Annotated in this window: 23 protein-coding genes; 13 read left to right on the top strand and 10 right to left on the bottom strand. The window is 64.0% G+C overall.

Features of this window, described 5'->3' with window-relative positions; genetic code table 11:
- Positions 1-7: 7 nt before the first annotated feature.
- Together ypfJ and ACR0R4_RS11435 are read left to right on the top strand one after the other, a co-directional pair.
- Positions 8-892 (top strand): KPN_02809 family neutral zinc metallopeptidase, encoded by an 885-nt coding sequence (ypfJ, locus tag ACR0R4_RS11440; RefSeq protein ID WP_433647579.1) that lies wholly within the window; start codon positions 8-10, stop codon positions 890-892.
- A 24-nt stretch (positions 893-916) separates the two neighbouring features.
- A complete protein-coding gene (locus tag ACR0R4_RS11435) occupies positions 917-2,173 on the top strand; it encodes an acyl-CoA dehydrogenase family protein (RefSeq protein WP_433647578.1) in 1,257 nt (418 codons plus the stop codon).
- Between the two features lie 24 nt (positions 2,174-2,197).
- On the opposite strand, the gene ACR0R4_RS11430 is transcribed toward ACR0R4_RS11435, so the two are convergent.
- The 6 genes from ACR0R4_RS11430 to xseA form a co-directional block, all read right to left on the bottom strand.
- Positions 2,198-2,995 (bottom strand): trimeric intracellular cation channel family protein, encoded by a 798-nt coding sequence (locus tag ACR0R4_RS11430; RefSeq protein ID WP_433647577.1) that lies wholly within the window; start codon positions 2,993-2,995, stop codon positions 2,198-2,200.
- 273 nt (positions 2,996-3,268) lie between these two features.
- On the bottom strand, positions 3,269-4,684 hold the full coding sequence (locus ACR0R4_RS11425) for a class II fumarate hydratase (protein ID WP_433647617.1): 1,416 nt from the start codon (positions 4,682-4,684) through the stop codon (positions 3,269-3,271).
- 11 nt (positions 4,685-4,695) lie between these two features.
- A complete protein-coding gene (locus ACR0R4_RS11420) occupies positions 4,696-5,412 on the bottom strand; it encodes a carbonic anhydrase (RefSeq protein ID WP_433647576.1) in 717 nt (238 codons plus the stop codon).
- Positions 5,409-6,107 carry a DUF4245 family protein gene (locus tag ACR0R4_RS11415; RefSeq protein ID WP_433647575.1) on the bottom strand — a complete coding sequence of 233 codons (699 nt, stop codon included), beginning with the start codon at positions 6,105-6,107 and terminating at the stop codon, positions 5,409-5,411. Before ACR0R4_RS11415 ends, ACR0R4_RS11420 begins: the two co-directional genes overlap by 4 nt.
- 2 nt (positions 6,108-6,109) lie before the next feature.
- A complete protein-coding gene (locus ACR0R4_RS11410) occupies positions 6,110-6,355 on the bottom strand; it encodes an exodeoxyribonuclease VII small subunit (protein WP_433647574.1) in 246 nt (81 codons plus the stop codon).
- Between the two features lie 17 nt (positions 6,356-6,372).
- Positions 6,373-7,602, bottom strand: a complete 1,230-nt coding sequence (gene xseA, locus ACR0R4_RS11405) for an exodeoxyribonuclease VII large subunit (protein ID WP_433647573.1) — start codon at positions 7,600-7,602, stop codon at positions 6,373-6,375.
- A 121-nt stretch (positions 7,603-7,723) separates the two neighbouring features.
- Here xseA and ACR0R4_RS11400 point away from each other — a divergent pair, with 121 nt between their 5' ends.
- Positions 7,724-8,758 (top strand): 4-hydroxy-3-methylbut-2-enyl diphosphate reductase, encoded by a 1,035-nt coding sequence (locus tag ACR0R4_RS11400; protein ID WP_433647616.1) that lies wholly within the window; start codon positions 7,724-7,726, stop codon positions 8,756-8,758.
- Positions 8,759-8,815: 57 nt separating this feature from the next.
- Entirely contained in the window at positions 8,816-9,613 is a 798-nt protein-coding gene (locus ACR0R4_RS11395; protein ID WP_433647572.1) for a GTP pyrophosphokinase, read from the top strand.
- Between the two features lie 78 nt (positions 9,614-9,691).
- On the opposite strand, the gene ACR0R4_RS11390 is transcribed toward ACR0R4_RS11395, so the two are convergent.
- Both ACR0R4_RS11390 and fbaA read right to left on the bottom strand, forming a co-directional pair.
- Positions 9,692-10,471 (bottom strand): DUF6264 family protein, encoded by a 780-nt coding sequence (locus tag ACR0R4_RS11390; protein ID WP_433647571.1) that lies wholly within the window; start codon positions 10,469-10,471, stop codon positions 9,692-9,694.
- Positions 10,468-11,499, bottom strand: coding sequence for a class II fructose-bisphosphate aldolase (gene fbaA, locus ACR0R4_RS11385; RefSeq protein ID WP_433647570.1), 1,032 nt, complete (start codon positions 11,497-11,499; stop codon positions 10,468-10,470). The genes ACR0R4_RS11390 and fbaA overlap by 4 nt, the downstream gene beginning before the upstream one ends.
- 158 nt (positions 11,500-11,657) lie before the next feature.
- Between fbaA and glpX the strand changes: the two genes are divergently transcribed.
- Complete coding sequence (glpX, locus tag ACR0R4_RS11380; RefSeq protein ID WP_433647569.1) at positions 11,658-12,641, top strand: class II fructose-bisphosphatase; 984 nt, start codon at positions 11,658-11,660, stop codon at positions 12,639-12,641.
- A 6-nt stretch (positions 12,642-12,647) separates the two neighbouring features.
- Here the strand turns inward: glpX and ACR0R4_RS11375 are convergent, their stop codons facing one another.
- Positions 12,648-13,232 carry an exonuclease domain-containing protein gene (locus tag ACR0R4_RS11375; protein WP_433647568.1) on the bottom strand — a complete coding sequence of 195 codons (585 nt, stop codon included), beginning with the start codon at positions 13,230-13,232 and terminating at the stop codon, positions 12,648-12,650.
- 79 nt (positions 13,233-13,311) lie between these two features.
- Here ACR0R4_RS11375 and ychF point away from each other — a divergent pair, with 79 nt between their 5' ends.
- The 6 genes from ychF (at position 13,312) to ACR0R4_RS11345 (ending at position 20,508) form a co-directional block, all read left to right on the top strand.
- Positions 13,312-14,385, top strand: a complete 1,074-nt coding sequence (ychF, locus tag ACR0R4_RS11370) for a redox-regulated ATPase YchF (RefSeq protein WP_433647567.1) — start codon at positions 13,312-13,314, stop codon at positions 14,383-14,385.
- 129 nt (positions 14,386-14,514) lie between these two features.
- Positions 14,515-15,666 (top strand): calcium/sodium antiporter, encoded by a 1,152-nt coding sequence (locus ACR0R4_RS11365; RefSeq protein ID WP_433647566.1) that lies wholly within the window; start codon positions 14,515-14,517, stop codon positions 15,664-15,666.
- A gap of 242 nt (positions 15,667-15,908) precedes the next feature.
- Positions 15,909-17,075 (top strand): DUF998 domain-containing protein, encoded by a 1,167-nt coding sequence (locus ACR0R4_RS11360; protein WP_433647565.1) that lies wholly within the window; start codon positions 15,909-15,911, stop codon positions 17,073-17,075.
- Between the two features lie 20 nt (positions 17,076-17,095).
- Positions 17,096-17,455 carry a zinc ribbon domain-containing protein YjdM gene (locus ACR0R4_RS11355; RefSeq protein WP_433647564.1) on the top strand — a complete coding sequence of 120 codons (360 nt, stop codon included), beginning with the start codon at positions 17,096-17,098 and terminating at the stop codon, positions 17,453-17,455.
- Between the two features lie 125 nt (positions 17,456-17,580).
- Entirely contained in the window at positions 17,581-19,293 is a 1,713-nt protein-coding gene (locus ACR0R4_RS11350) for an ABC-F family ATP-binding cassette domain-containing protein (protein WP_433647563.1), read from the top strand.
- Positions 19,294-19,338: 45 nt separating this feature from the next.
- Entirely contained in the window at positions 19,339-20,508 is a 1,170-nt protein-coding gene (locus ACR0R4_RS11345) for a hypothetical protein (RefSeq protein ID WP_433647562.1), read from the top strand.
- 6 nt (positions 20,509-20,514) lie between these two features.
- Here ACR0R4_RS11345 and ACR0R4_RS11340 read toward each other — a convergent pair whose 3' ends face one another.
- Positions 20,515-21,300: a CPBP family intramembrane glutamic endopeptidase gene (locus ACR0R4_RS11340; RefSeq protein ID WP_433647615.1), complete on the bottom strand. Its 786-nt coding sequence runs from the start codon at positions 21,298-21,300 to the stop codon at positions 20,515-20,517.
- A 127-nt stretch (positions 21,301-21,427) separates the two neighbouring features.
- On the opposite strand from ACR0R4_RS11340, the gene ACR0R4_RS11335 reads away from it, so the two are divergent.
- The gene (locus tag ACR0R4_RS11335; RefSeq protein WP_433647561.1) at positions 21,428-22,465 is read left to right on the top strand and encodes a 6-phosphofructokinase; all 1,038 of its coding nucleotides are present in this window, start codon (positions 21,428-21,430) and stop codon (positions 22,463-22,465) included.
- A 111-nt stretch (positions 22,466-22,576) separates the two neighbouring features.
- On the top strand, positions 22,577-24,313 hold the full coding sequence (gene hutU, locus ACR0R4_RS11330; protein WP_433647560.1) for a urocanate hydratase: 1,737 nt from the start codon (positions 22,577-22,579) through the stop codon (positions 24,311-24,313).
- The last annotated feature ends 13 nt before the right edge of the window (positions 24,314-24,326 follow it).

Raw genomic sequence — 24,326 nt, 5'->3', positions numbered from 1 at the left:
TGGAGGCATGACCTTCAATCCCAATGCCGACGTCGGCGGCAACACGGCCCGTCGCCGCGGTCGCACCACCGCGATCGCTGGCGGCGGGGTCGTGGGCCTCGGCGCCATCGTCGTGCTGCTGTTTAGCGTGTTTACCGGTGTGGATCTCACCGGACTGTTGGGCGGAGCGACGGGCGCGGGTGACGCACTGCAATCGGGCTCCGGGTCATCCTCGCCGATCGCGGAGTGCGAGACGGGTGCCGACGCGAACGAGAACGATGACTGCCGCATGGCCGCCGGATCGATCGTGGTGAACGAATTTTGGGTCGAGCGGGTCGATGGGTATCAAGCACCCACCCTCACGATCGTCGAGGGGGCAACCTCCACTGGGTGCGGCACCGCGTCAAACGCGGTTGGCCCCTTTTATTGCCCGGCCGATCAGGGCGTCTACATCGATCCCGACTTCTTCGCCGTGATGCGCACGCAGCTGGGTGCGTCGGCGAACGAACTCGCGCAACTGTACATTCTGGCCCACGAATACGGCCACCACGTGCAGAACATCGTCGGCACGATGCAGGCGTATCCGAATAACGGCACGGGCCCCGACAGCAATGGGGTGCGGATGGAATTGCAGGCCGACTGCTACGCGGGTGCTTGGGTCGGCGCGATGACCGAGCAGACCGATCAGAACGGCGTGCCCTACCTGCTGCCGCCCACCGAGAAGCAACTCGCCGACGCGCTCAACGCAACCGAATCGGTGGGCGACGATCATATTCAAGAACAATCCGGGTTCGTGAACCCGGAAAGCTGGACGCACGGTTCGAGCGAGCAGCGTCAGAGCTGGTTCACCCGCGGGTATCAGAACGATGTCGGCGCGTGCGACACCTTCGGCATCGACGGCAGCCAATTGTAGGTCGCGCGAGCGTAGGGTGGAGGCGTGACCACCGAAGCCCTGTTCCGACTGCTCCCTGACGATCTCCTCGACCGTTGCCGTGACCGCGCTCCGCTCGCAGACGCAGAAAACGTCTTCTTTGCCGCGGATCTCGTCGAGTTGCGGGCGGCGGGCTACCTTGCCGCGCCCGTGCCGGTGTCGCTGGGTGGATCGGGGTTCGATTTGGCGACTCTCGTGCGGGCCCAGCGGCGGCTCGCTGCGGCCGCCCCGGCGACGGCGTTCGGGGTGAATATGCACCTGGTGTGGGTGCAGGTTGCCAGGTTTATGCACGAGCGCGGGGATCACCGTCTCGACTGGGTGTTGCGCGATGCGGTCGCGGGGGAGGTCTTCGCGTTCGGCATCTCAGAGGCTGGAAACGAGGCGGTGCTGATGGATTCGCAGTCCACGGCCCGTTCTTGCGGTGATGGCGATGGGTATCTCGTGAGCGGCACCAAAATCTTCACCACGCTCTCACCCGTGTGGACGCGGCTCGGCGTGCACGCCCGGGTCGAGCGCGGGGAAGCGGGTGCGGGTGGACGTGCGGGAGGCTCCTCGGGTGACGCTGATCGCGAGACCGAGCCGCAGCTGGTATTCGGCTTCGTGCGGCGCGAGGGCGCCGAAGTGCGCGACCCGGATGAGGCATCGCGAGGGCTTGCCGAGGGGGTGATCTCACACCTTGGCACCTGGAACCCGCTCGGCATGCGTGCGACACAGAGCTACACGACCGAACTGCACGGGGTGCGGATCGCGGAGGCCGACGTGGCGGCGCGCATGGCGCCCTTCGACGGCAGCGATCCGCTGATTCTTGCGATCTTCTCCGCCTTTTCGATACTGACTGCCTCGGTGTACGCCGGCATCGGTGACCGGGCCCTGGAACTCGCGACGAGCGCGGCAAATCGCGTCACGATTGGGGCAGATGGGCAAGAGTCGCTGCGCCTCGACGACCCCGACATCGCCGCACGGTTGACTTCGGCGGTGCTTGAGCACCGCGCATCCCTCGACACGCTCGAGGTGATGGCCCGCGACGTAGATGAATTGCGGGTGCGAGACGACTGGTTTCTGGCGCTCGCCGCCGCGCGCAACCGCGTCACCGATGAGGCGCGCGGGGCGGTCGAGGTGGCGATGCGCATCGTCGGCGCACGCGCGTTCGACGCCGACAGTGAACTGGCGCGACTGTACCGCGACGTGCTCGCCGGACTGTTTCACCCCTCGTCTTCGCGCGCTCTCGCCAAGACGGTGCGGGGGTTCCTGGGGGCACCATAACTCTCCGAGTGGGTGCCACCTCCATCACGGTGAGGTAACGCCGGGTGTTCCCTCGCCCGGATCCACGGGTCGCTCGGGGGCATCGTGATCCACTGAATAAGGTGCCTGGAAATCAGTCGGCAGCGTGATCACCCCGGTGTGCAGCGCCTCCTCGATGATCTCCTCGACCTGGCGCTGTTTGCGCAGCCGGATGCGACTGAGCGCGCGCTGCTCGGGGAGGCTCCAACCGAAGCGCACGGCAAGGAGGCGCAGGACCGTCGTCACGCCGACACACACGATGCCCGCGGCGATGACGGGGAGATCGAATGCCAGCATGCCGAGCAGCACGACGATGCCGCCCATCGACGCGAGCGCGTAGAGCGAACCGACGTGCATCAACGCGATCGGAATGTTGAGGATCATGTCACGCAACACGCCGCCCCCCACCGCCGAGACCGTGCCCACAAACATGGCCGGAATCACGGGAAGGCCCATCGACAGGGCCTTCGTGGTGCCGATCGCGCCGAACATGCCGATGCTCACGGCATCGAGCAGGCTGATCACCGGGTCGATCTTGCGAAACAGGCGCGGAACCGCCATGCCGACGAACGCGGCAAGCGTTGCCGTGAGCAGGTACGAGTTATTTGAGAAGGCCGCCGGCGTTACCCCGAGCAGGATGTCGCGAAGAAACCCACCGCCGATCCCTGAGGCGATCCCGATGATCGCGACCCCCAGCAGGTCAATGCGCTTGAAGCCGGCGGCGAACAGGGCACCCTGCAAGCTACCGACACCGACCGCAATCAAGTCTGCCGCAAGCGGGGTCACGAAGGTCTCGTCGATCACTCTGACATTCTCTCGCAGCTTCTCGTCCGGTTCGACCGCAAACACGGTGCCCTATTCACCTGAGGGTGTCCTATTCACCTGAGGGTGTCCTATTCGCGCAAATAAGGCACCCTGAGCTGAAGAACGGTGGTTGAGGTGTGGTTGGGCGGTGGGCGGGGCTTGGGTGAGCACGGGGCGCGGGGGCGGGACGCAAGAAAAGCGGGCGGGGTCGCGATCCACAGTGGATCACGACCCCGCCCGACTCAGCGACTCAGCGTCTGTGCGCGCGAACGACTACTTGGTGACACCCGGGTGGGTCATGGACAGCAGATCGAGTGCCTGGTCGAGATCGGCCTCGGTGACCTCGCCGCGCTCGACATACCCAAGGTCGACGACGGCCTCACGCACGGTGATGCCCTTCTTGACCGAGTGCTTCGCGATCTTCGCCGCAGCCTCGTACCCGATGAGACGGTTGAGCGGGGTAACGGTCGAGGGGCTCATGCCCGCGAGAGCCGCGGCGCGCTCGAGGTTCGCTTCGAGGCCCGTGACGGTCTTGTCTGCGAGCACCCGCGATGCGTTCGCCAGCAGCCGGATCGACTCGAGCAGTGCGGTACCCATCACCGGGATCTGCACGTTGAGCTCGAACGATCCCGATGCCCCGGCCCACGCGACGGTGGCGTCGTTGCCGATGACTCTCGCGCACACCATCAGCACAGCCTCGGGAACCACGGGGTTCACCTTGCCCGGCATGATGGAGGAACCCGGCTGCAGATCGGGAATCAAGAGCTCGCCGAGACCCGTGTTCGGGCCCGAGCCCATCCAGCGCAGATCGTTGTTGATCTTGGTGAGCGACACCGCGATGGTGCGCAGTGCGCCTGATGCCTCGACGAGACCGTCGCGGTTTGCCTGGGCCTCGAAGTGGTTGCGGGCCTCGGTGATCGGCAGGCCGCTGGAGGCCGCGATCTCGGCGATGACCTTCTCGGGGAAACCGAGTGGGGTGTTGATGCCCGTGCCGACGGCGGTGCCACCCTGGGGTACCTCGGCGACGCGGGGGAGGGCTGCGTCGATGCGCTCGATGCCGTAGCGAATCTGCGCGGCGAACCCGCCGAACTCCTGGCCCAGGGTGACGGGGGTCGCATCCATGAGGTGGGTGCGGCCGGACTTCACGGCGGTCTTCCACAGTTCAGCCTTCGCCTCGAACGCCTCGGCGAGGTGGGCGAGAGCGGGCTTCAGCTGTTCGATGAGGGCGCCGGTCACCGCGATGTGCACGGAGGTGGGGAAGACGTCGTTTGACGACTGCGACGCGTTGACATGGTCGTTCGGGTGCACGGGAGCGCCGAGGTGCTTGGTCGCGAGCGTCGCGAGCACCTCGTTCATGTTCATGTTCGACGAGGTGCCCGAGCCGGTCTGGTAGGTGTCGACCGGAAACTCGCCGTGGTGTGCGCCACCAATGATCTCGTCAGCCGCGGCGACGATCGCCTGCGCAACCGGAGCCTCGAGAATGCCGAGCTCTGCGTTTGCGATGGCTGCGGCGCGCTTGATGCGAGCGAGCGCCACGATCTGAGCGGGTTCGAGCCCTGAGCCCGAGATTGGGAAGTTTTCAACGGCGCGCTGCGTCTGAGCAGCATAGAGCGCGTTCTTAGGCACGCGCACCTCGCCCATGGTGTCGTGCTCGATGCGGTACTCGGCAGCTTCGGCTGCGTTCTGCACAGTGCTCACAGTCATCCTTCGTGTCGGTGGGTGTTTGAAAATTGGGGTACTGAGTCGCTGTCGGCGAGGGCGATGTTGAGCGGGCCCACCGCACTGATGGGCACGGCCCGACCCTCGGTGAGTTGGTACTGACACCCGACCACACCGAGTCGCCCGGCATCGACGGCATCGCTGATGACCCGCGAATTGCGCAACAGGCTATTCACGGTATTCGCCAGGTGGATCCTGCCGATGTGGTTTGCATCCAGCTCGGCGGGATCGGCATAGGGGGTGTCGGTATGAGTTTGCAGCCACAGCTGCTGCACGGCCGGGCGGATCGGTGCCAGGGTGTTCTCGATCGAGGTGGTGACCTCTGCGGGGTTTCGCCCCGACTGATCGATGGCGGCGGCAACCGCGCCGCAGGAGTCGTGGGCTAACACCACGATGAGGGCACTGCCGAGTGCGGTGACTGCGTACTCCATGGAGGCGGTGATCGACTCCGCGACCACGTGGCCCATGTTGCGCGCGATGAACAGGTCGCCAAGCCCGCAGTCGAAGATGATCTCGGCGGCGAGGCGCGAATCCGAGCACCCGAAGAGGGCGACGTTGGGTGTCTGAGTGACGACGAGCTCGGTGCGGCGTTCCACGTCCTGATTTGGATGCTGCGATCGACCCTGCACGAAACGTTCGTTCCCAGCGATGAACGTGTTCCATGCGTCCTGCGGTGAGACCCTGGGGGTGACGGTCACTGATCCTCCTCGTGAGCGGTTGATGTGGCTGCGCGAGAGCGCGAGTCCGCGTCACCTACGGCAGCGGTCAGGGTGCGGAGGACGGCCGATGTGTCGGTACCAAACACCAGCGCCGTCGTCGAGCTGAGCGTCCCCTCAGCACCAAAGAGCACGTTGGTTTCGTCCGGGTTGCGCTCGGGGTAGTCGTACACGGACCAATCGACACCGCCGAGGGTTTCGCGGCCGGTGGGTTCAAGCCCCTCGAACTGTTGGTTGATCCACGTCGCGTCAACCTCGGCGCCCTCGGCCGTGAACGACTGCAACACGGCCGCGTAGGCACCGTTTTCCGTGGTGTAGCCGACGTACCAGTAGGTAATGTCGCCGCTGCCTGACTCGCGCAGCTCGGCCTGCTTTGCCTTCCAGGAACTCGGAACCTCGGGCACGACGAGCGATACACCGGTGCTCTCGGATGCCGCGGCCGCGGCCTCGGCAACGTTGACCGAGTAGTCGCCCCAGCCTCCGGTGCCGCGCGGCACAGCGAGGATGATCACGAGCACCAGCCCCAGACTTACGATGAGTGACAACACCAGATTGTTGACGGTCTTGCGCTGCCGATAGAGCTGGGAATCCCGCGCCTTTCGGGCCGAGGTTTCAGACGCGGTCTCGGGTCGCCCGAGTTCGGCGACGATCACCGGTGGCTTCTGCTTGCCCGCCATGCTTATTGGTCGCCCTCGTTCGCGCCGGCAACGGAAGTCGCGCTCTGACGCGCCGCCTCGAGCCGCTTGCGGGCGCCGAGCAGCCACTCTTCGCAGCGTGCGGCGAGCTGTTCGCCTCGCTCCCAAAACTGCAGCGATTCCTCCAGGGTCACCCCGCCCTGTTCGAGACGACCGACCACCTGCACCAACTCATCACGCGCCTGCTCATAACTCAGGGTCGAAACATCGGTCGCTGTGGGCTCAGACATGCCCCCCAGCTTACCGGTCACGTCTCTGAAGATGCGGCGACCGCGTTGAGCCTGCCACCTGCCAGTGCGAGGTGGATCGCGGTGCCCGCCGGGGCGTCGGCCGGATCCCGCAGTACGGCACCCGAGGAGAGCTGCGCGATGGCGTATCCACGCTCAAGGGTTGCTCGCGGCGAGAGCGCGGTGAGGCGTGCCTGTGCGTGCGAAAGTTCGTTGGCACGATCCGCCACATGCCGCTCAGCGAGCTCGCTGCCCCGGGCAATCCAGCGCACGAGTTCTTCGGCGCGTTCCTCAACCATGCGCTCGGGCGTCGCGAGCACGGGCCGGGCCCGAAGCTGGGAGATGCGGTCGGTCTCGTGTGTGAGGAGTTGGCTGAGCCGAAAACTCATGCGTGCACGGGCATCTGAGATTCGCGCGTGCTCTTCCTCGACGTCGGGCACGACCCGCTTCGCTGCGTCGGTCGGGGTGGACGCGCGCAGGTCGGCGACGTCGTCGAGGAGCGGCCGATCCGCCTCGTGCCCAATCGCGCTCACGATCGGCGTGGAAGCCGCCGCCGCCGCGCGCACGACCCCCTCGTCGCTGAACGGGAGGAGGTGCTGAAAGTCGCCGCCGCCGCGCGCCACGATGATGACATCGACCTCCGGATCAGCATCGAGCGCTACGATTCCTGCGGTTACCTCTGCCGCGGCGCGGTCGCCCTGCACCGCCGCATAGTGGACCCGAAACTTGACCCCCGGCCAGCGCAGCGTGGCGTTGCGAATCACGTCTTTTTCCGCATCGCTGTCGCGCCCGGTCACGAGCCCGATCAGGGCGGGAAGGAAGGGAAGCGGGCGCTTCCTGGCGGCATCAAAGAGCCCCTCGCGCTGCAGCTGCTGACGCAGTCGCTCGAGACGCTGGAGGAGCTCGCCGAGCCCGAAATGCGAGAGATCGAACACCTGCACCGTGAGCGATCCTCCCTTGACCCAGAAGTCTGGCTTCACCAGGGCGATGACCCGGTCGCCCTGCGCAAAATTGGCAGTCAGCTTCCGCGACACCGAACTCCACACGGTGAAACTGACGGTCGCGTCTTGCGAGAGGTCTTTCAGCTTGCCGTAGACGTGCCCCCCGCGCTCCTGCCACTGGGTGATTTCACCCTCGACCCACACGGTGCCGAGGCGGTCGATCCACTCTTTAATCTTCTGGCTCATCGCCGCGACCGGCCACGGTGCTTCACGAGTCGCGGGTGCGGTCTGCACGGTGACGGGGCTCATGCCTTCCACCATACTCGCGCCCCAGCGTCTGTCAGGGTGGCACACGTAGACTAGCGGCATGTCTGATATCGCTTCCGTGCAAGATCAGCGCACCATTGGCGCACCCGTGGTGAGCCTCGCGATGCCGCGCATTCGTCGGGCGGCAGGCCGCCTCAAAGACCTTCCCGTTGCAGGCGAGAAGCGCGTGCTGCTCGCCGCGCCGCGTGGGTATTGCGCGGGGGTGGATCGCGCGGTCGTTGCCGTCGAAAAGGCCCTGGAGCGGTTCGGCGCCCCCGTTTATGTGCGTAAGCAGATCGTGCACAACATGCACGTTGTGCAGACCCTCGAAAAGATGGGTGCGGTTTTCGTGGAGGAGGTCGACGAGGTTCCCGAGGGGGCGAATGTGGTGTTCTCCGCCCACGGAGTGTCTCCTGCGGTGGTGCAGGCCGCTTCAGACCGTGGGCTGCAGGCGATCGACGCAACCTGCCCGCTCGTCACGAAGGTGCACCGAGAGGCGGTGCGGTTCGCGAAGCAGGACATGGAGATTCTGCTGATTGGCCACACCGGGCACGAGGAGGTCGAAGGAACCGCCGGCGAGGCGCCCGAGCACATCACGATCGTGAATTCGCCCGAAGACGTGGACAGCCTTGAGGTGCAAGACCCGGAAAAGCTGATCTGGCTGTCGCAGACCACCCTTTCGGTTGACGAAACGATGGAGACCGTGCGGCGATTGCGCGAGAAGTTTCCTCACCTGCAAGATCCACCGAGTGATGACATTTGCTACGCGACCCAGAACCGTCAGGTCGCGATCAAGAAGATTGCGCCCCAGGCCGACCTGGTTATCGTGGTGGGCTCGGCGAACTCGTCGAACTCCGTGCGCCTCGTCGAGGTCGCACTTGAGTACGGAGCGAAGGCCGCCTACCGGGTCGACTACGCGAGTGAGGTGCGGCAAGAGTGGCTCGACGGAGTGAACACCGTTGGCGTCACGAGCGGCGCCTCGGTGCCGGAGGTGCTCGTGCAGGAGCTGCTCGACGACCTGGCAGATGCAGGCTACTCAGACGTGCGAGCAACAGTTACGGCTGAAGAAGACCTGGTGTTCTCGCTCCCCAAGGAACTGCGTCAAGATGCCTCCGGCAAGCGCGACGAGCGCGCTCTGGGTGGTCGCGTGCGCTCGTAGTGGCGACGCGAAGACTATTCACACGCGCACTTCATCACGAACAGGTAACGTCAAAGGGTGACTGAAACGACGACCGGCGCGCAGCCGCACACGGTACACCCGCTCACCGGGCCCATAGACCTGTCGCAGATCGACATCGAGGCGCTCGAGGGGCGGCGTCAGGTGCGTGACAGTTTGTCGCGATTCCTCATGCCCTACAAGTTCGCCATCGACGAGGTCATGACGAAGCTCAACATTCTGCAGGAGGAATTCACGCAGACGGGTGAGTACAACCCCATCGAGCACGTCTCGAGCAGGCTGAAAGACCCCGACAACATCATTGAGAAGATGCAGCGCCGCGGGGTGCCGCTCGAGACCGAGCGCGTGCGCGAGACCATTACCGATATCGCGGGGGTGCGGGTGGTCTGCGCCTTCGTGTCCGATGTGTACCGGGTGTTCGAACTCCTCACCGCTCACGATGACGTTTCGGTGTATCAGGTGAAGGATTACATCGCCAAGCCCAAGGAAAACGGCTACCGCAGCCTTCACCTGCTCCTTGAAGTTCCGGTATTCCTCTCCAGCGGGCCGGTGCAGACCATTGTGGAGGTTCAGATCCGCACTATTGCAATGGATTTTTGGGCGAGCCTCGAGCACAAGATCTACTACAAGTACGATCGCGAGGTTCCAGAGGAGCTCCTGCGCGGCCTGAGCGATGCAGCCGAGCAGGCAGATCAGCTCGACACGACGATGGAATGGCTCCACATCGCTATCAGGGGAGGCGGCCGCGACACACTCGTGCGTCGCAGTGCCGACGCGATGCTCAGTCACTCGCTCGCACAGACGGCGGGGCGTCACGCTTCCTCGGAGTCAGCGTAAGCACGCACCGCACTCCTCGGTCACCGCACGATCAGTGGGGCTCCAGGGACGTGGATCCGGCACGTGCCGAGTGGGCGGTTATTGCGGTGCCGACAGCGAGCTCAGGATCAACTCCATTGCATCTGGCTCAGCGAGTCGTTGCAGAAGCTCAGGAACCTGGTAGATCCCAATCATGATGAACGTGAACGTGATGATACCCGCCAAGACTGCGGCGACAAGTGGTACCCAGAAGGTGAGCTTGTGTGCGCGCAGGCGCTGCACCGAATAGATGACAGTCAGTGCATACACCGCAAGGACAAGCAACGCTCCAACGGTGCCGAGCGTGGTGAGGGAAGCGGGTACTGAGAAGCCTCCGACTTCAAGTACCTGGCCCCAACGCTCGAACTCGTTCGACATCGAATACAGGGATGCGGCCGAGTTCAGTGCACCCAGCGCCCCGACGACGAGCAGCACGATGGTGACGATGCGGTCGCCGAGGCGGCCGCCCCCTACAGCGCGTGGTGGGCCCTGCTGCCCCGGCGTGGCACGATAGTGCTGCGAGTTGTTTGTCTCATCCGTAACAGTGGCAGGGCGCGATACCTCGGCCACTTCCGAGCTCACCGATCCCCGGGCACCGAGGTTGTGGGGAACGCCGGGTAAGCGACCTGTGCCACCGCCCGGGGGAGTTGATGTGGGTGCGCCGCCATGGGTATTCCCCCTGGGGTGCTGCGATGCGGGAGACGACGATGAGGACGATGGGGGAGCTGCCTCGCCGGGCGGGGTCCACTCCCATCCCTCGGGCGCATACTCGCCGTACGCGGGGCGTGGGCGAGGGTCGGGCGCTTCTTGCTCAGTGGGAGTCTTGCCGTCTGTTGTCACTTGGAGCTCACCGACTTTCCTGCTGAACCGAGTTGCTCAGCGGCCTGTGCAATCCGTCGAGCCATGCCCGACTCGCCCAGGCGGCCATACGCACGTGGGTCGTACTGCTTCTTGTTCCCGACCTCGCCGTCGATCTTCAAAACGCCGTCGTAGTTCTTCAGGATGAAATCGGCGACTGGTCGCGTGAACGCGTACTGCGTGTCGGTGTCGATGTTCATCTTGATAACGCCGTGCGAAACGGCCTCCGCGATCTCATCAGGGGAGGAACCCGATCCGCCGTGAAACACCAGGTCGAGCGGCTTCTCACCCGTGCCATACTTCGCGGCGAGGCCGTGCTGAATCTCAGCCAAAAGCTCGGGTCGAAGCTTCACACCGCCCGGCTTGTACACGCCGTGCACGTTGCCGAACGTCAGCGCAGTGAGGTACCGGCCCTGCTCCCCGAGCCCAAGTGCTTCGACCGTGGCGATCGCGTCATCGAGCGTCGTATAGAGCTGCTCGTTGATCTCGTGCACGATTCCGTCTTCCTCGCCGCCGACCACACCAATCTCGACCTCGAGGATCACGTCGATGGCCGCCATGCGGGGCAGGAGTTGCTTCGCGATGTCGAGGTTCTCGGTGAGTGGAACCGCCGATCCGTCCCACATGTGCGACTGAAAGTAGGGCAGTCCGCCCGAGGCAACCCGCTCCTCGCTCGCCGCGACGAGCGGCAGCACGAAGTTCTCAAGGTGCTCTTTCGGACAGTGGTCGGTATGCAGGGCGACCGTAACGTCGTAGGCTTTCGCCACTTCTTCCGCGTACTTTGCGAAAGCGAGTGCGCCGCCGATGCGGTTCTTCACGGTGTGCCCAGCAAAGTAGTCGGCACCGCCGAAGCTGACCTGGATTATGCCGTCGCTGCCCGACTCGGCAAACCCCTGTAGTGCCGCGTTCAGCGTCTGCGAGCTCGACACATTAATTGCGGGGAAGGCGAAGCCACCCGTCTTTGCTGCGTCAAGCATTGCGGCGTACTGTTCAGGTGTTGCAACGGGCATCGGTGCTCCTTGAGTAGGGGTGCCTGGTCGCCCTCAAGTCTAGGCGGTGCGACCCCGTTATTGCTGGGCAGCAAACGCTAAGCTAATGGGGGGATCGCCACGCGACCTGACACCAGGGGCGCGGCCCGCCATCGAGACAGACACGGAGACCTCAGACCATGAGCGAACAGCATTCACTGGGTGAATGGCAGCCCGACCGCAACCTGGCAATGGAACTTGTGCGCGCCACAGAGGCCGCTGCGATTCGTGCGGCACCGTGGGTGGGTCGGGGCGACAAGCTTGCAGCCGATGGGGCAGCGGTCGACGCGATGCGCCGCTTCCTGTCGACCGTGTCGATGAAGGGCACCGTCGTGATCGGCGAGGGCGAGAAAGACGATGCGCCCTGGCTGTACAACGGTGAAGAGGTCGGGAACGGCGAGGGTGCCGAGTGTGATGTCGCGGTGGATCCGATTGACGGCACACGGCTCACCGCCGAAGGTCGCGAGGGAGCCTTGTCTGTCATTGCCGTCGCAGATCGCGGCAGCATGTACGACCCCTCGGCCGTTTTTTACATGGACAAGCTCGTGTGCGGGCCTGAGGGTGTGGGCATTGTTGACATCGAGCGGCCAATTGGTGAGAATATCCGCGCGCTTGCCCGAGCGAAGGGCGTTGAGGTCTCTGACATTCGCGTCGCCGTGCTCGACCGCCCACGTCACGAGCAGCTCATCGCCGACATCCGTGCCTCAGGTGCTGGCACCCGGCTCCTCATTGATGGCGATGTCGCCGCAGGCGTGAACGCCGCGCAGTGGGACTCACGGATCGACCTCGCGGTCGGGATTGGCGGAACCCCAGAAGGCATCATCACCGCGTGCGCAGTGAAGGCTCTCGGTGGGGTAATCCAGGGCAAATTGTGGCCGAAAGACGACGAGGAGCGTGAGCGGGCGCTCGATGCGGGCCACGAATTGGGTCGCGTGTTGCACGCCAACGACCTGGTTCGCAGCGACAACGCGTACTTCGTGGCTACGGGTATCACCTCGGCTGACTTCCTTGACGGGGTGCAGCGGCGGGGGCCCTTCCTGAGGACGGAAAGCGTCGTAATGCGTGCGCACTCAGGCACGATCCGCCGGGTCATCACCGATCAGCGCCCGCATCGCTGGGAGTAGCCTCGATTACAGCTTGAGTGGGATCGCCGCGAGGCGGTGAATCTTGACTCCGGTTGCCTTCGCGAGCATGCGAATGTCGTCTGCGGCATGCCTTCGGGCTGCGTCGCTAATGATCGCGGCGCACGCTTCAGCGTCGGCGAGAGCCTCGTGGTGCGCGAAGTCGCCGAACCCTGCTGCTGCTGCGGAGAGGGGCAAGCGGTGCGACGGAATGTCGTAGGTCTTCCGCGACACCTGCACGCTGCATAGGTATCGCAGCTTTGGGGTGGGGGTGATCGTCGCTGCACACGCGCCGCGGATGACTCCCATGTCGAAGCCAGCATTGTGCGCCACCGCAATATCGTCGCCGATGAACTCGAGTAAGTCAGTCAGCTGATCGCCCCACCCCGGGGCATCCTCGACCATTTCGGGCGTGATGCCGTGGATCTTGATATTGAAACGAAGAAACTCGTCGTGCCCCGCGGGCGGGCGGATGAGCCAGCTCGCGCGATCCACCACCTTGCCGTCTCGCACCCGCACGAGTCCCACAGCGCACGCAGATGATGCGTGGCTGTTGGCGGTTTCGAAGTCTATGGCGGTGAAGTCAACTGGCACCAAAGAATCTTGACATACCCCACTGACAGGCGCCGAGCGGTCAACCCGCAGTTCAACGGCACGGGTAGACTTGACCCTTGTGGCTCTCACTATCGGAATCGTCGGTCTGCCCAATGTTGGCAAGTCCACCCTCTTCAACGCTCTCACCCATAACGATGCGCTCGCGGCGAACTATCCGTTCGCGACGATCGAACCCAACGTGGGTGTGGTGAACCTGCCTGATCCGAGGCTGGCGAAGCTCGCCGAGATATTCGGTTCCGAGCGCATCCTTCCGGCGGCGGTGAGTTTCGTCGATATCGCTGGTATTGTGCGAGGCGCAAGCGAGGGCGAAGGACTCGGCAATCAGTTCTTGGCGAACATTCGTGAGGCGGATGCAATCGCCCAGGTGGTGCGCGGTTTTAGCGATCCAGACGTGATTCACGTTGAGGGTGCGGTGAACCCCTCGAGTGACATGGAGACGATCAACACCGAGCTCATTCTCGCCGATCTGCAGACGGTCGAGAAGGCGCTGGTTCGGTATGAGAAGGAACTGAAGTCCAAGAAGATCGACGCATCGGTGGTCACCGCCGCGCAGGCCGCAATGGCGGCACTCAACGATGGCAAACTCTTGTCGCACTCGGACATCGACCTTGAGCCCATTCGCGAGCTCGGGCTGCTCACCGCGAAGCCTTTCCTCTACGTGTTCAATGTCGATGAAGGGGTGCTCGGCGACGAGGCAAAGCTCGCGGAGCTCGCGGCCCTCGTGGCACCCGCGAAAGCCATCTTCCTCGATGCGAAGCTCGAGAGTGAGCTCATGGAGCTGAGCGACGAAGACGCTGCGGAGCTGCTGGCCTCGATCGGCCAGGAAGAAAGCGGGCTGGATCAGCTCGCCCGCGTCGGCTTCGACACCCTGGGCCTGCAAACCTACCTCACGGCCGGTCCGAAGGAATCGCGCGCGTGGACGATTCGCAAAGGTTCGAAGGCACCGCAGGCGGCGGGCGTGATCCACACAGATTTCGAAAAAGGCTTCATCAAGGCCGAAGTGATCTCCTTTGATGACTTGGTTGCGACCGGTTCGGTGGCCGACGCGCGGTCGCAGGGCAAGGCGCGCATGGAGGGCAAGGATTACGTCATGCAAGACGGCGACGTGGTCGAGTTCCGCTTCAACGTGTAGCCATCCTCTGGAGTGCCCCGGGCAGTCGCTGAGCCCACGCGCCAGGGATTCAGCGTGCGTGTGGCGGTCTTCCGCTCCTCCTTTGAGCAGTGGGGCGATCTCGACCTGAGGATCCTCTAGAATTACCTCGTGCTGCTCGACATAGTGTTCGTGATCGCCGGAATTGTCATTCTGGTCGCCGGAGGCGAGGCGCTCGTCCGTGGCGCATCCACGCTCGCTACACGGGTGGGCATTTCTCCGCTCATCGTCGGCCTCGTCGTCGTCTCTGCGGCGACGTCAGCACCCGAACTCGCCGTGACCGTCGATGCCGTTCTGCGCGATGAACCCGATCTCGCGCTCGGCAATGTCGTGGGCAGTAATATCGCCAACATCCTGCTGATCCTCGGGATTTCGGCCCTCGTGCTGCCCCTGAGCATTAAGAAGCAGATCGTGCGGTTCGATGTGCCGGTCATGGTGGGCATGTCGATTCTGCTCATCGTGGTCAGCCTCGACGGCCAGATCGGGCTCCTCGACGGCCTTCTGCTCCTCACAGGCCTCGTCGTTCACACCGTCATGAGCATCGCGGTGGGGCGACGCGAGGGTGCGGCAAACGGAACTGCACGCGTTCAGGCATCCTCTGACGCAAGCGCGAGTGCTACGAGGGGGAATCCGACGCCCCTGTGGCTTGCTTCCGTGTTGCTCGTTGTTGGCCTGGGTCTTCTCGTTCTCGGGGCGCAGCTGCTCGTAAACGGAGCGGTGGGCATCGCAACGGAGCTCGGAGTAAGCAGCCTCATTGTCGGTCTCACTGTGGTCGCCGTCGGCACCTCGTTACCCGAGCTCGCCACGTCGATCATTGCCGTGCGTCGAGGTGAGCGAGACATGGCCGTCGGTAACATCGTTGGCAGCAACATCTTCAACATCGGAATGGTGCTCGGGGTACCGGCGATCATCTTCGGTCAGGGCATCCCCGTGCCGGCCGCCGCGATCGCTCTCGACCTGCCTCTCATGCTTGCCGCCTCGATCGCGCTGCTACCGATCGCTTTCACCGGGTTTATCGTTGCCCGTTGGGAGGGGGGCACGTTTGTGGCGCTCTACGTCGCGTACACCGCTTACCTCGTGCTCGCTGCCACCCAACACGATGCGCTCGAGGGCCTCACAGACGTGATGATCTGGTTCGTACTGCCGCTCGTGGGCGTGACCCTCGTTGTTGTGACCGCCTTCGAGGTGGGCGTGCATCGCGGCAAGCGACTCGCCGCAGCAGAACGTCGCGACAACCAGATGCCCGCACCACCGCTGGAGTGAGTGGCGTCACCGTTGCCTGCGACACGGTACCGCAGGTCGGTAACGAGATCTAGTTCCGTTTGAGTGTGCAGCCATCCATCTCGATTGCTCGAAGAAGTCACGCAGGCAGCGGGCCAGCGAGGGAGCAATGTAGCGTGCCGGTGGAGCTGAACGGGCCAGCCATCGCGGAGAGAACCCGCAGCAGTTGTGAGCCGTGCATCTATGCTGAGACCCACAACGTCTGACTGGAAGGCACACTCAGAATGACCGATCGACGCGCGCAGCTCGGGACCGCATCGATTCCCCTCTCCGAGAGAAGAGCGGCGGAGCCTCAACTTACCCTTCGTATAGAGTCGCAGGCGATCTATCTAGCGCTGCTAGCCGGCGGCATCGGCGCAATTGTGGGCATAATTCTCGGGATTGGATGGCCGCCGCTCCCGCTCTTTGGGGATCTGTCTTTCGGGACAGTAGTCGCGATCGTGGCCGGGTTGGTTTCTGCAGTCGCGGGATCCATAGGCTACTGGCGCGCGCGTCGGCTGGAAGGGCAAGAGTGGAGGGGGACGCTGCCCGCGGCGATCTTCACCGTGAATACCATCGCAGTGGTCCTGGTGCACGTTGTGCTTGCTGCGCTGACCGTGCTCGGAGTGTTTTTCATTCTGAGTCGTGGGTTCATTGGGCTCGAAGTTGACCCCTTCTGGTCCACGGCACTCATGGCAGTCAGCGTCGGGCTGAGCGCGCATATGACCTATCTGTCAGTTTCGCGTATGACCACGCGTCGGATGTCATCTTTGCTGATGTCGTTCGTTGTCATTGGCACACTCACCGCAATGGTCTCGTCTCCGGATCCCACATGGTGGAAGATTCACTTCAGCCAACTGGGCACGTTTTGGAGTGTGTCGGGCTTCATGTTTAACGGCACATTGATTGCCGCAGGTCTGCTCGTTACCGCGTTTGCCGTCTATTTGGCCAACGACATGCGTGCCCTCGTGGAACGCGGCATTCTCACCAACAGGAGAAGTACCACGATTGTCTCTGCGATGTTCATTGTTATGGGCATTATGTTGGCGGGAGTTGGTCTAGTTCCGGTGAATGTGAGCCTGATTATTCACAATCTCTGTGCGAGCGGGATGGCGGTCATGTATTTCGGCCTGCTGAGTGCCGGGCCATGGATCCTCCGTGGCATGCCTCGCGCTTATTTCGTTGCTTCAGTGGCTTTTCTCGTCAGTGTGGTGCTTTCGACTATTCTCTTCTCTATAGGGTTCTTCGGACTCACCGCATTCGAAATCGTCGTTTTCGCACTCATCTTCGGGTGGATATCGGTCTTCATTCGTTTCGTTGGTGTCGCCGGCCAAGATGATGCGCGTCGCGCGAATGGCTCGGACCACCGGGTTCCCCCACATACAAGAGGTTTTCACGATGTGCAGTCGTGATTCGAGGGAGACGAAACTCAATGTCTGACACACTGCCGCCGTGCCCAGAGTGTGGTGAATCCTATACCTATACGCAGAGTTCGTTGCTGGTGTGCCCCATGTGTGGGCATGAGTGGGCTCCCGCTGAAGAAGCGGAGGCCGTCGGGACTGAGGCGGCTGTCAGGGACTCGGTGGGCAACGTCCTCACCGACGGTGACACCGTCACCATCACGAAAGACCTCAAGATCAAGGGTGCAGGCGGCGGGGTCGTCAAGGTCGGAACCAAGGTGCGCGGCATTCGGTTGATCTCCGACGGCGTGGGAGATCACGACATTGATGCGAAGGTACCCGGGTTCGGTCAGATGCAATTGAAATCTAGTGTGGTGAAGAAGGTTCTCTAGTGTGCCGCCACCCCAGAGAGTCGCGTGCACATTCTGGCATTCGCACAGCGTTGAGTGGCGCCGGCTTCAGGTGAGCGTTCGGGGGACCGTTCACCCGCCTCTCCAGGACTGAATAAGCTGGGCTGATGACCGGAACGCTCGTAGCCCATGGCTTAGCTGGTGGCTACGCACACCGCACCCTGTTTGACGGTCTCAACCTCACGGTTGCTCCGGGCGATGTCATCGGAGTGGTGGGGGTAAACGGTGCGGGAAAGTCGACGCTCCTACGCATACTCGCCGGTGAGGTCGAACCGCAGGCGGGAACGGTGAGTCTGGCACCGAGCGACGCGTTTGTGGGGTTTCTCCCGCAGGAGCACGAGCGAGTCGCCGGGGAAACGATCGCGGGCTATATCGCTCGGAGAACGGGTTGCGCGCGTGCCACGAGCGAGATGGACGCGGCCGCCGAGGCGCTCGGAAATCTTGAGCCACAGCCGCCAGGCACCCCCGACCCAGGCGACGTGTATGCAGCCGCGCTTGATCGCTGGCTTGCGAGCGGAGCCGCAGATCTTGAAGAGCGGTTGCCCGCGATACTCGCAGAGCTGGGCCTGGTATTGAACAGGCCTGCTGCAGGCGTAGGTTCCGCGACACTGGACGGTGTGAGCGGACTCTCTCCGGAGTCGCTCATGACTTCGCTATCTGGCGGGCAGGCTGCGCGCGTCGGGCTCGCTGCTCTTCTTCTCTCACGATTTGATATCGTGCTGCTCGATGAGCCCACCAACGATCTCGACCTTGACGGTCTAGAACGACTCGAGAACTTCGTTCAGGGTTTGCGAGGCGGCGTCGTGCTCGTGAGCCACGATCGCGAGTTCCTTGCCCGGTGTGTGACCCGCGTGCTCGAACTCGATCTCGCGCAGCACAGCAATCGTGTGTTCGGTGGCGGCTACGATTCGTATCTCGAGGAGCGCGAGATCGCCCGACAGCATAAGCGGGATGACTACGAAGGTTTCGCTGCGAAGAAAGCCGATCTCGTGGCTCGTGCGCGCATGCAACGAGAGTGGTCGAGCCAGGGCGTGCGAAACGCCATGAAAAAGGCACCTGATAACGACAAGATCCGGCGAAAAGCGTCTACCGAGTCCAGCGAAAAGCAGGCGCAGAAAGTGCGTCAGATGGAGAGCCGGATCAGGCGCCTCGAGGAGGTCGAGGAACCGCGTAAGGAATGGCAGCTTGAGTTTACGATCGGCACAGCCCCGCGATCGAGCGCGGTGGTCGCGACGCTGAACGATGCCGTGATCCAACAGGGGGCGTTCACGCTCGGGCCGGTCTCGCTGCAGTTGAATGCCGGCGAGCGGATCGGGATCACCGGCCCGAACGGTGCGGGCAAGTCGACGCTCCTGCGGGTGCTTCTCGGGCGACAGATTCCCGATTCCGGCTCCGCATCGCTCGGCACCTCGGTGGCGATCGGCGAAGTGGATCAGGCCCGCTCCCTGTTCGCGGGATCTTTCCCACTCGTTGAGACATTCGAGTCGCTCGTGCCCGAGATGTCAGCCGCCGAGGTGCGAACGCTGCTCGCGAAATTTGGGTTGAAAGCCGACCACGTGACGCGCGCCGCGAGTGAGCTTTCGCCGGGGGAGCGCACGCGAACCGGTCTCGCGCTCTTGCAGGCCCGAGGCGTCAACGTTCTCGTTCTCGACGAGCCCACGAACCATCTGGACCTGCCGGCGATCGAGCAACTCGAACAGGCCCTAGAGACCTACAAGGGTGCACTGCTGCTGGTCACGCACGACCGTCGAATGCTGCACACGGTGAGGCTCGATCGGCGTTGGCACGTAGAGAATGGTGCAGTTACCGAGCTCGTGTAGCTCGCCCGGCCGCGTCCACAGGCTGTTCCCCGGTAGTCTGAAAGGGTGAATGACGAGGAACTGCGCGCGTTCTTAGAGTCGGCGAGCAAAGGCGACCCCGAACCTCAGCAGCAGAGCAACCCAATTGAGCCAGCGACTTCGGGCGAACCCCCCGCGACCTCGAAGCCCGGTGAATCGGCTCGGCCTGCCGCACCGGTTGGTGGCCAGCAAGCCGGTCTCAGCTTCGACGAGTTGATCGGCTTGCGCCGTCGACAGGCGGCCGATGCTGACCCTGTGCCACTGGTGCTTCCTGAGCCGAAGCGGGCCTCGTCACCCGACTCGGGCGTGACACCGCTCTTGCTGCCGCCAGCCGGAACGCCGGCGCGCTCGGCACAGCCGGCGGCGATGAACGACCCTCAGCCACCAACGCAACCACTCTCACAGGCCGACATGCCGACCCCAAAGAGCGCAGACACACGACCCGCGGAGCCGATCGCCCCCGCGATCCCAGTATTCGCACAGACCCCAGTGCCTGCGGCGAGTCGGCCTGCGCCGGAGTTGCCCGTGGTACCGGCTTCGTCGGTCCCGCCCACAGCTCCGCTTCCGCAGGCAGACGAGTCCTCGATCTTTGGCCTGCTGGCTGCCACTGATGCAAGTACTCCCGCTAGCGACGAGTACGAGAAGATCGCTGTGACGGGGGGCACCGGGGGGAAAAAAATGTTGCCCTGGATCATCGTGGGTGCAGGAGTGGCCATCGCCCTGGTCGCATCCATCTTCATCGTGAACGCGCTGGGGGGCGGAACAGAGCCCACACCGACCGCGGCACCGACGGCGACCGAGACACCCACGACAGGCTCCACGCCGTCCGCCTCACCGTCGCCCTCGACAGATCCTGAGCCCTCGGAAACGGCAGATGATCAACCGCCTCAGGTTGAGGTCGGGCCAACGATGGTGCTTGACGTGCCCTTCTGGGGAATTACCGCCGACCTCAGCACGAGATTCGGACAAACGAGCTACGTTATCGACGCAGATAGTCGTTTGGTACTCAACTCGGCCCTCATCAGCTCGCTTCCGGAATCGTGTGCGGCGATGCGGTCAGAGTGGGGCATTTCGCGGGTAGGCGACGCATCGTTTGAGGTCTTGAAGCCCGCACAGCGTTGCGCCGAAGCCCCCGAACTGTATGACGAAATCTGGGGCCTCTCGGCCGCGATGGTCGAGAGCATCAGGCCGCTGTAGCGGCTCCTAAGTAGCCACTCCGAACAACTCGGGCCACCAAGCCAGGGCCAGTGGGTACCCGGCAAAGCTCACGATATCGAGCACCCAGTGCGCGACGACGAGCGGGAGCACGCGACCGGTGCGCCGGTAGATCCACCCGAACACGAGTCCCATAATCACGTTGCCCAGAAACCCTCCGAATCCCTGGTACAGGTGGTAGGTCCCGCGGAGCACGGCACTCACCACGATGATGGTGGTCGTGCCCAGCCCGAGTCGACGCAGCCGATCGAACAAGTAGGCGACCACGATGAATTCCTCACCCAGGGCCGCTCGCAGCGCGGCGAGCACCAGCACGGGCACGGTCCACCATGCGGTGTCGAGGGTCGTCGGAACCACGGTGACGTTGATACCGAGCGCCTTCGTGGCGAGGTAGAAACCGATACCCGGAATGCCGATCGCGGCGGCAAGCAGCACGCCTCCGCCGGTCTCCGTGATCCACCAGCTTTGTTTCAACCCGGTGGATCGACCGAACCCCAGACGCGACAGGTGTGGGCGCCGTTCACGCCACAGGAGGAAGATGACGAGCGCCACCGGGGCGAGGCCGAAGGTAAAGCCGAGCAGCTGGTAGACGAGGTCGAACCACGGGCGTTCTGACAGCGCGCGATTGATCGTCGCGGTCTGGGAAGCGAGGGAAGTCTCGCGGGTCACCCGTTCGACAATGGCAACCACCGCGTACACCGCCGACGCGCCGAACGAGAGCGCGAGCACGATGGCGATCTCCCACTTCAGGCGAGTGTTCGAGGGCTGGGGCATCGTTGGGCTTTCTGCGGTCACGCGATCAGCGTATCGGCGGCAGCGTGCCAGGAGGGAGATCGAGGCGATCCCGGGTGTTTTCCGCGCCGACCCCTCCGCGTAAACCGCGCCAACTAGGCTGACCCGTATGAGAATCGGTGTGCTTTGCAGTGGCGGCGACAGTCCGGGCATGAATGCTGCGATTCGCGGGGTCGTGCTGCGCGGTGTTGAGGTGCTCGGTCACGAGATGATCGGCTTCATGGATGGGTGGCGTGGCTTTCTCGAGGGAGACTGGATCAACCTTGACCGCAGTGCGGTTCGCGGGATCGCGCCTCACGGGGGTGTGATGCTCGGCACGAGTCGGGTGAGCCCGTTCACTTCTTGGGCTGGAGTACCCGGGGATTACGACATGATTCGTGGGCGCATGGCCGAGTACGGAATCGAAGGGTTCGTACTGATCGGCGGCGACGGCACACATCGGGTGTCGAAGATGTTGCATGACCAGGGCATTCACGTTGTCGGGCTCCCGAAGACCATCGACAACGACATCGTGGGTACCGACTACTCCTTTGGATTTGACACCGCGGTCTCGACCGCTACCGAGGCGATCGATCGTTTGCGCACCACGGGCGAATCACATCGTCGCTGCATGGTGCTTGAGGTGATGGGTCGCAACGCCGGGTGGATCGCCCTGCACGCTGGCATGGCGGGTGGGGCGCAGGTCACCCTCATCCCAGAGCATCCAGAGTCGCTCGAGCAGATTGCCGAGTGGGTGCTGAGCGTGCAGGAGCGCGGCCGGTCCTCGCTGGTGGTCGTCGCCGAAGGCTTCCGCCTTGATGGGATGGCGGAGGCGGTGACAAACCCGGGGGTCGACCGCTTCGGGCGGCCCCGCCTGGGCGGTATCGCCGAGGTGCTCGCGCCGCTGATTGAAGAGCGAACGAACATCGAGACCCGGGCGACCGTGCTGGGGTACGTGCAACGGGGCGGCTCTCCCACAGCGTTTGACCGGGTGCTCGCCACCCGCACGGGGTTCGCTGGCGCTGATGCAATCGATGCAGGGCAGTGGGGCATGCTTGCCGCGCTTCGGGGCGACGAGATCGTGCTGGTGCCGTTCTCAGAGGTGGTGGGACATTTCAAGGCCGTTCCCGCACGACGGTACCTCGAGGTGCGCAAGAACTTCGGGTAGCCGCGTCTGGAATCCCGGACAAGGGTGGCTCCGCGCGCGTTGCCTTGCGCGGGTCAGCGAGGTGAGATGGAACCAGCGATCTGCTCTCGAAATCTCTCGAAAGGCACTCCCATGGCACTTCCTGGCACCCGTCCCGTCCGTTCGCCACGCGGTACCGAGATCTCGGCCAAGAGCTGGCAGACCGAGGCTCCGCTGAGGATGCTCATGAATAACCTCGACCCCGAGGTGGCCGAACGGCCCGACGACCTGGTGGTCTACGGCGGAACCGGCCGAGCGGCGCGAAGCTGGGAGGCGTTCGAGGCCATCATCGACACGCTGCGCGACCTCGAGGATGACGAGACGCTCCTCGTGCAATCGGGAAAGCCGGTGGGGGTCTTTCGCACACACGTTTGGGCACCGCGCGTGCTTATTGCGAACTCGAACCTCGTGGGTGACTGGGCCAACTGGCCGGAGTTTCGCCGCCTCGAGGCCGAGGGGCTCACGATGTACGGGCAGATGACCGCGGGGTCGTGGATCTACATTGGCACTCAGGGCATCCTGCAGGGCACGTTCGAAACCTTCGCCGCGGTTGCGAGAAAGCTTGCCGCCCAAGGTCGCCTCCCCGCGCAGCCGGATGGCGCGGCGGAGGGCACCCTCGCGGGCACGATCACGCTCACTGGTGGCTGCGGCGGCATGGGGGGAGCGCAGCCGCTCGCGGTGACACTCAACGGCGGCGCATGCCTGATCGTCGATGTCGACGAGACACGTCTACGGCGGCGACACGGTAAGCGATATCTCGACGAAATGGCGACCGACCTCGACCAGGCACTCGCGACGGTGCAGCGCGCCCAGGCAGAGCGGCGCGGCTGGTCCGTTGGGCTTGTCGGCAACGCTGCCGAGGTCTTTCCCGAGGTGCTCCGCCGACACCTGGCGGGCGAGGTTACGATCGATGTGGTCACCGATCAGACGAGCGCGCACGATCCGCTGTCGTACCTTCCGGTGGGAGTTTCCGTTGCCGACTGGCATGCCCGGGCCGACGCAGACCCCGAGGCATTCACTCTCGCCGCCCGCCACTCCATGGCGACGCAGGTCGCCGCGATGGTCGGTTTCCAAGACGCGGGAGCCGAGGTCTTCGACTACGGTAACTCGATCCGCGATGAGGCGAGGCTCGGCGGGTACGACCGTGCGTTCGAATTCCCGGGTTTCGTGCCCGCCTACATTCGGCCTCTCTTCTGCGAGGGCATGGGTCCATTTCGTTGGGCGGCGCTCTCGGGCGATCCCGAAGACATCCGCGTGACCGACGAGGCGATTCTCGAGCTTTTTCCGGGCGATGCGCACCTGCACAGGTGGATCCGCGCGGCACAAGAGCGGGTCGAGTTCGAGGGGCTGCCTGCCCGCATCTGTTGGCTCGGGTACGGAGATCGCGCGAAGGCCGCGGTGCGGTTCAACGAGCTCGTTGCCGAGGGGAAGCTGAGCGCCCCCATCGTGATCGGGCGCGATCACCTCGACTCCGGTTCGGTTGCCTCCCCGTACCGCGAGACTGAGGCCATGGCTGATGGCTCGGATGCCATCGCCGATTGGCCGATACTGAATGCCCTGCTTGCGTCTTCGTCGGGGGCCACCTGGGTGTCGCTGCACCACGGTGGTGGAGTCGGAATTGGTCGCTCCGTGCACTCCGGGCAGGTGTCGGTCGCCGACGGCACGGCGCTCGCCGCCCAGAAGCTGCAGCGCCTCTTGACGAACGACCCGGGCATGGGCGTGATCCGGCACGTTGATGCTGGGTATGAGCGCGCGGCGGAGGTTGCGCGCGAACGAGGCGTGCGAGTGCCGATGGAACCCGTGATCCGCAATACCGACCGGGCCCTGTAGCCCGCCACCACTG

This window comes from Leucobacter fengyongliangi (assembly GCF_050971685.1).
Classification (GTDB): Bacteria; Actinomycetota; Actinomycetes; order Actinomycetales; family Microbacteriaceae; genus Leucobacter.
Note: the sequence above shows the minus strand (reverse complement) of the source record. Positions and strands in the feature narration are given on the sequence as shown.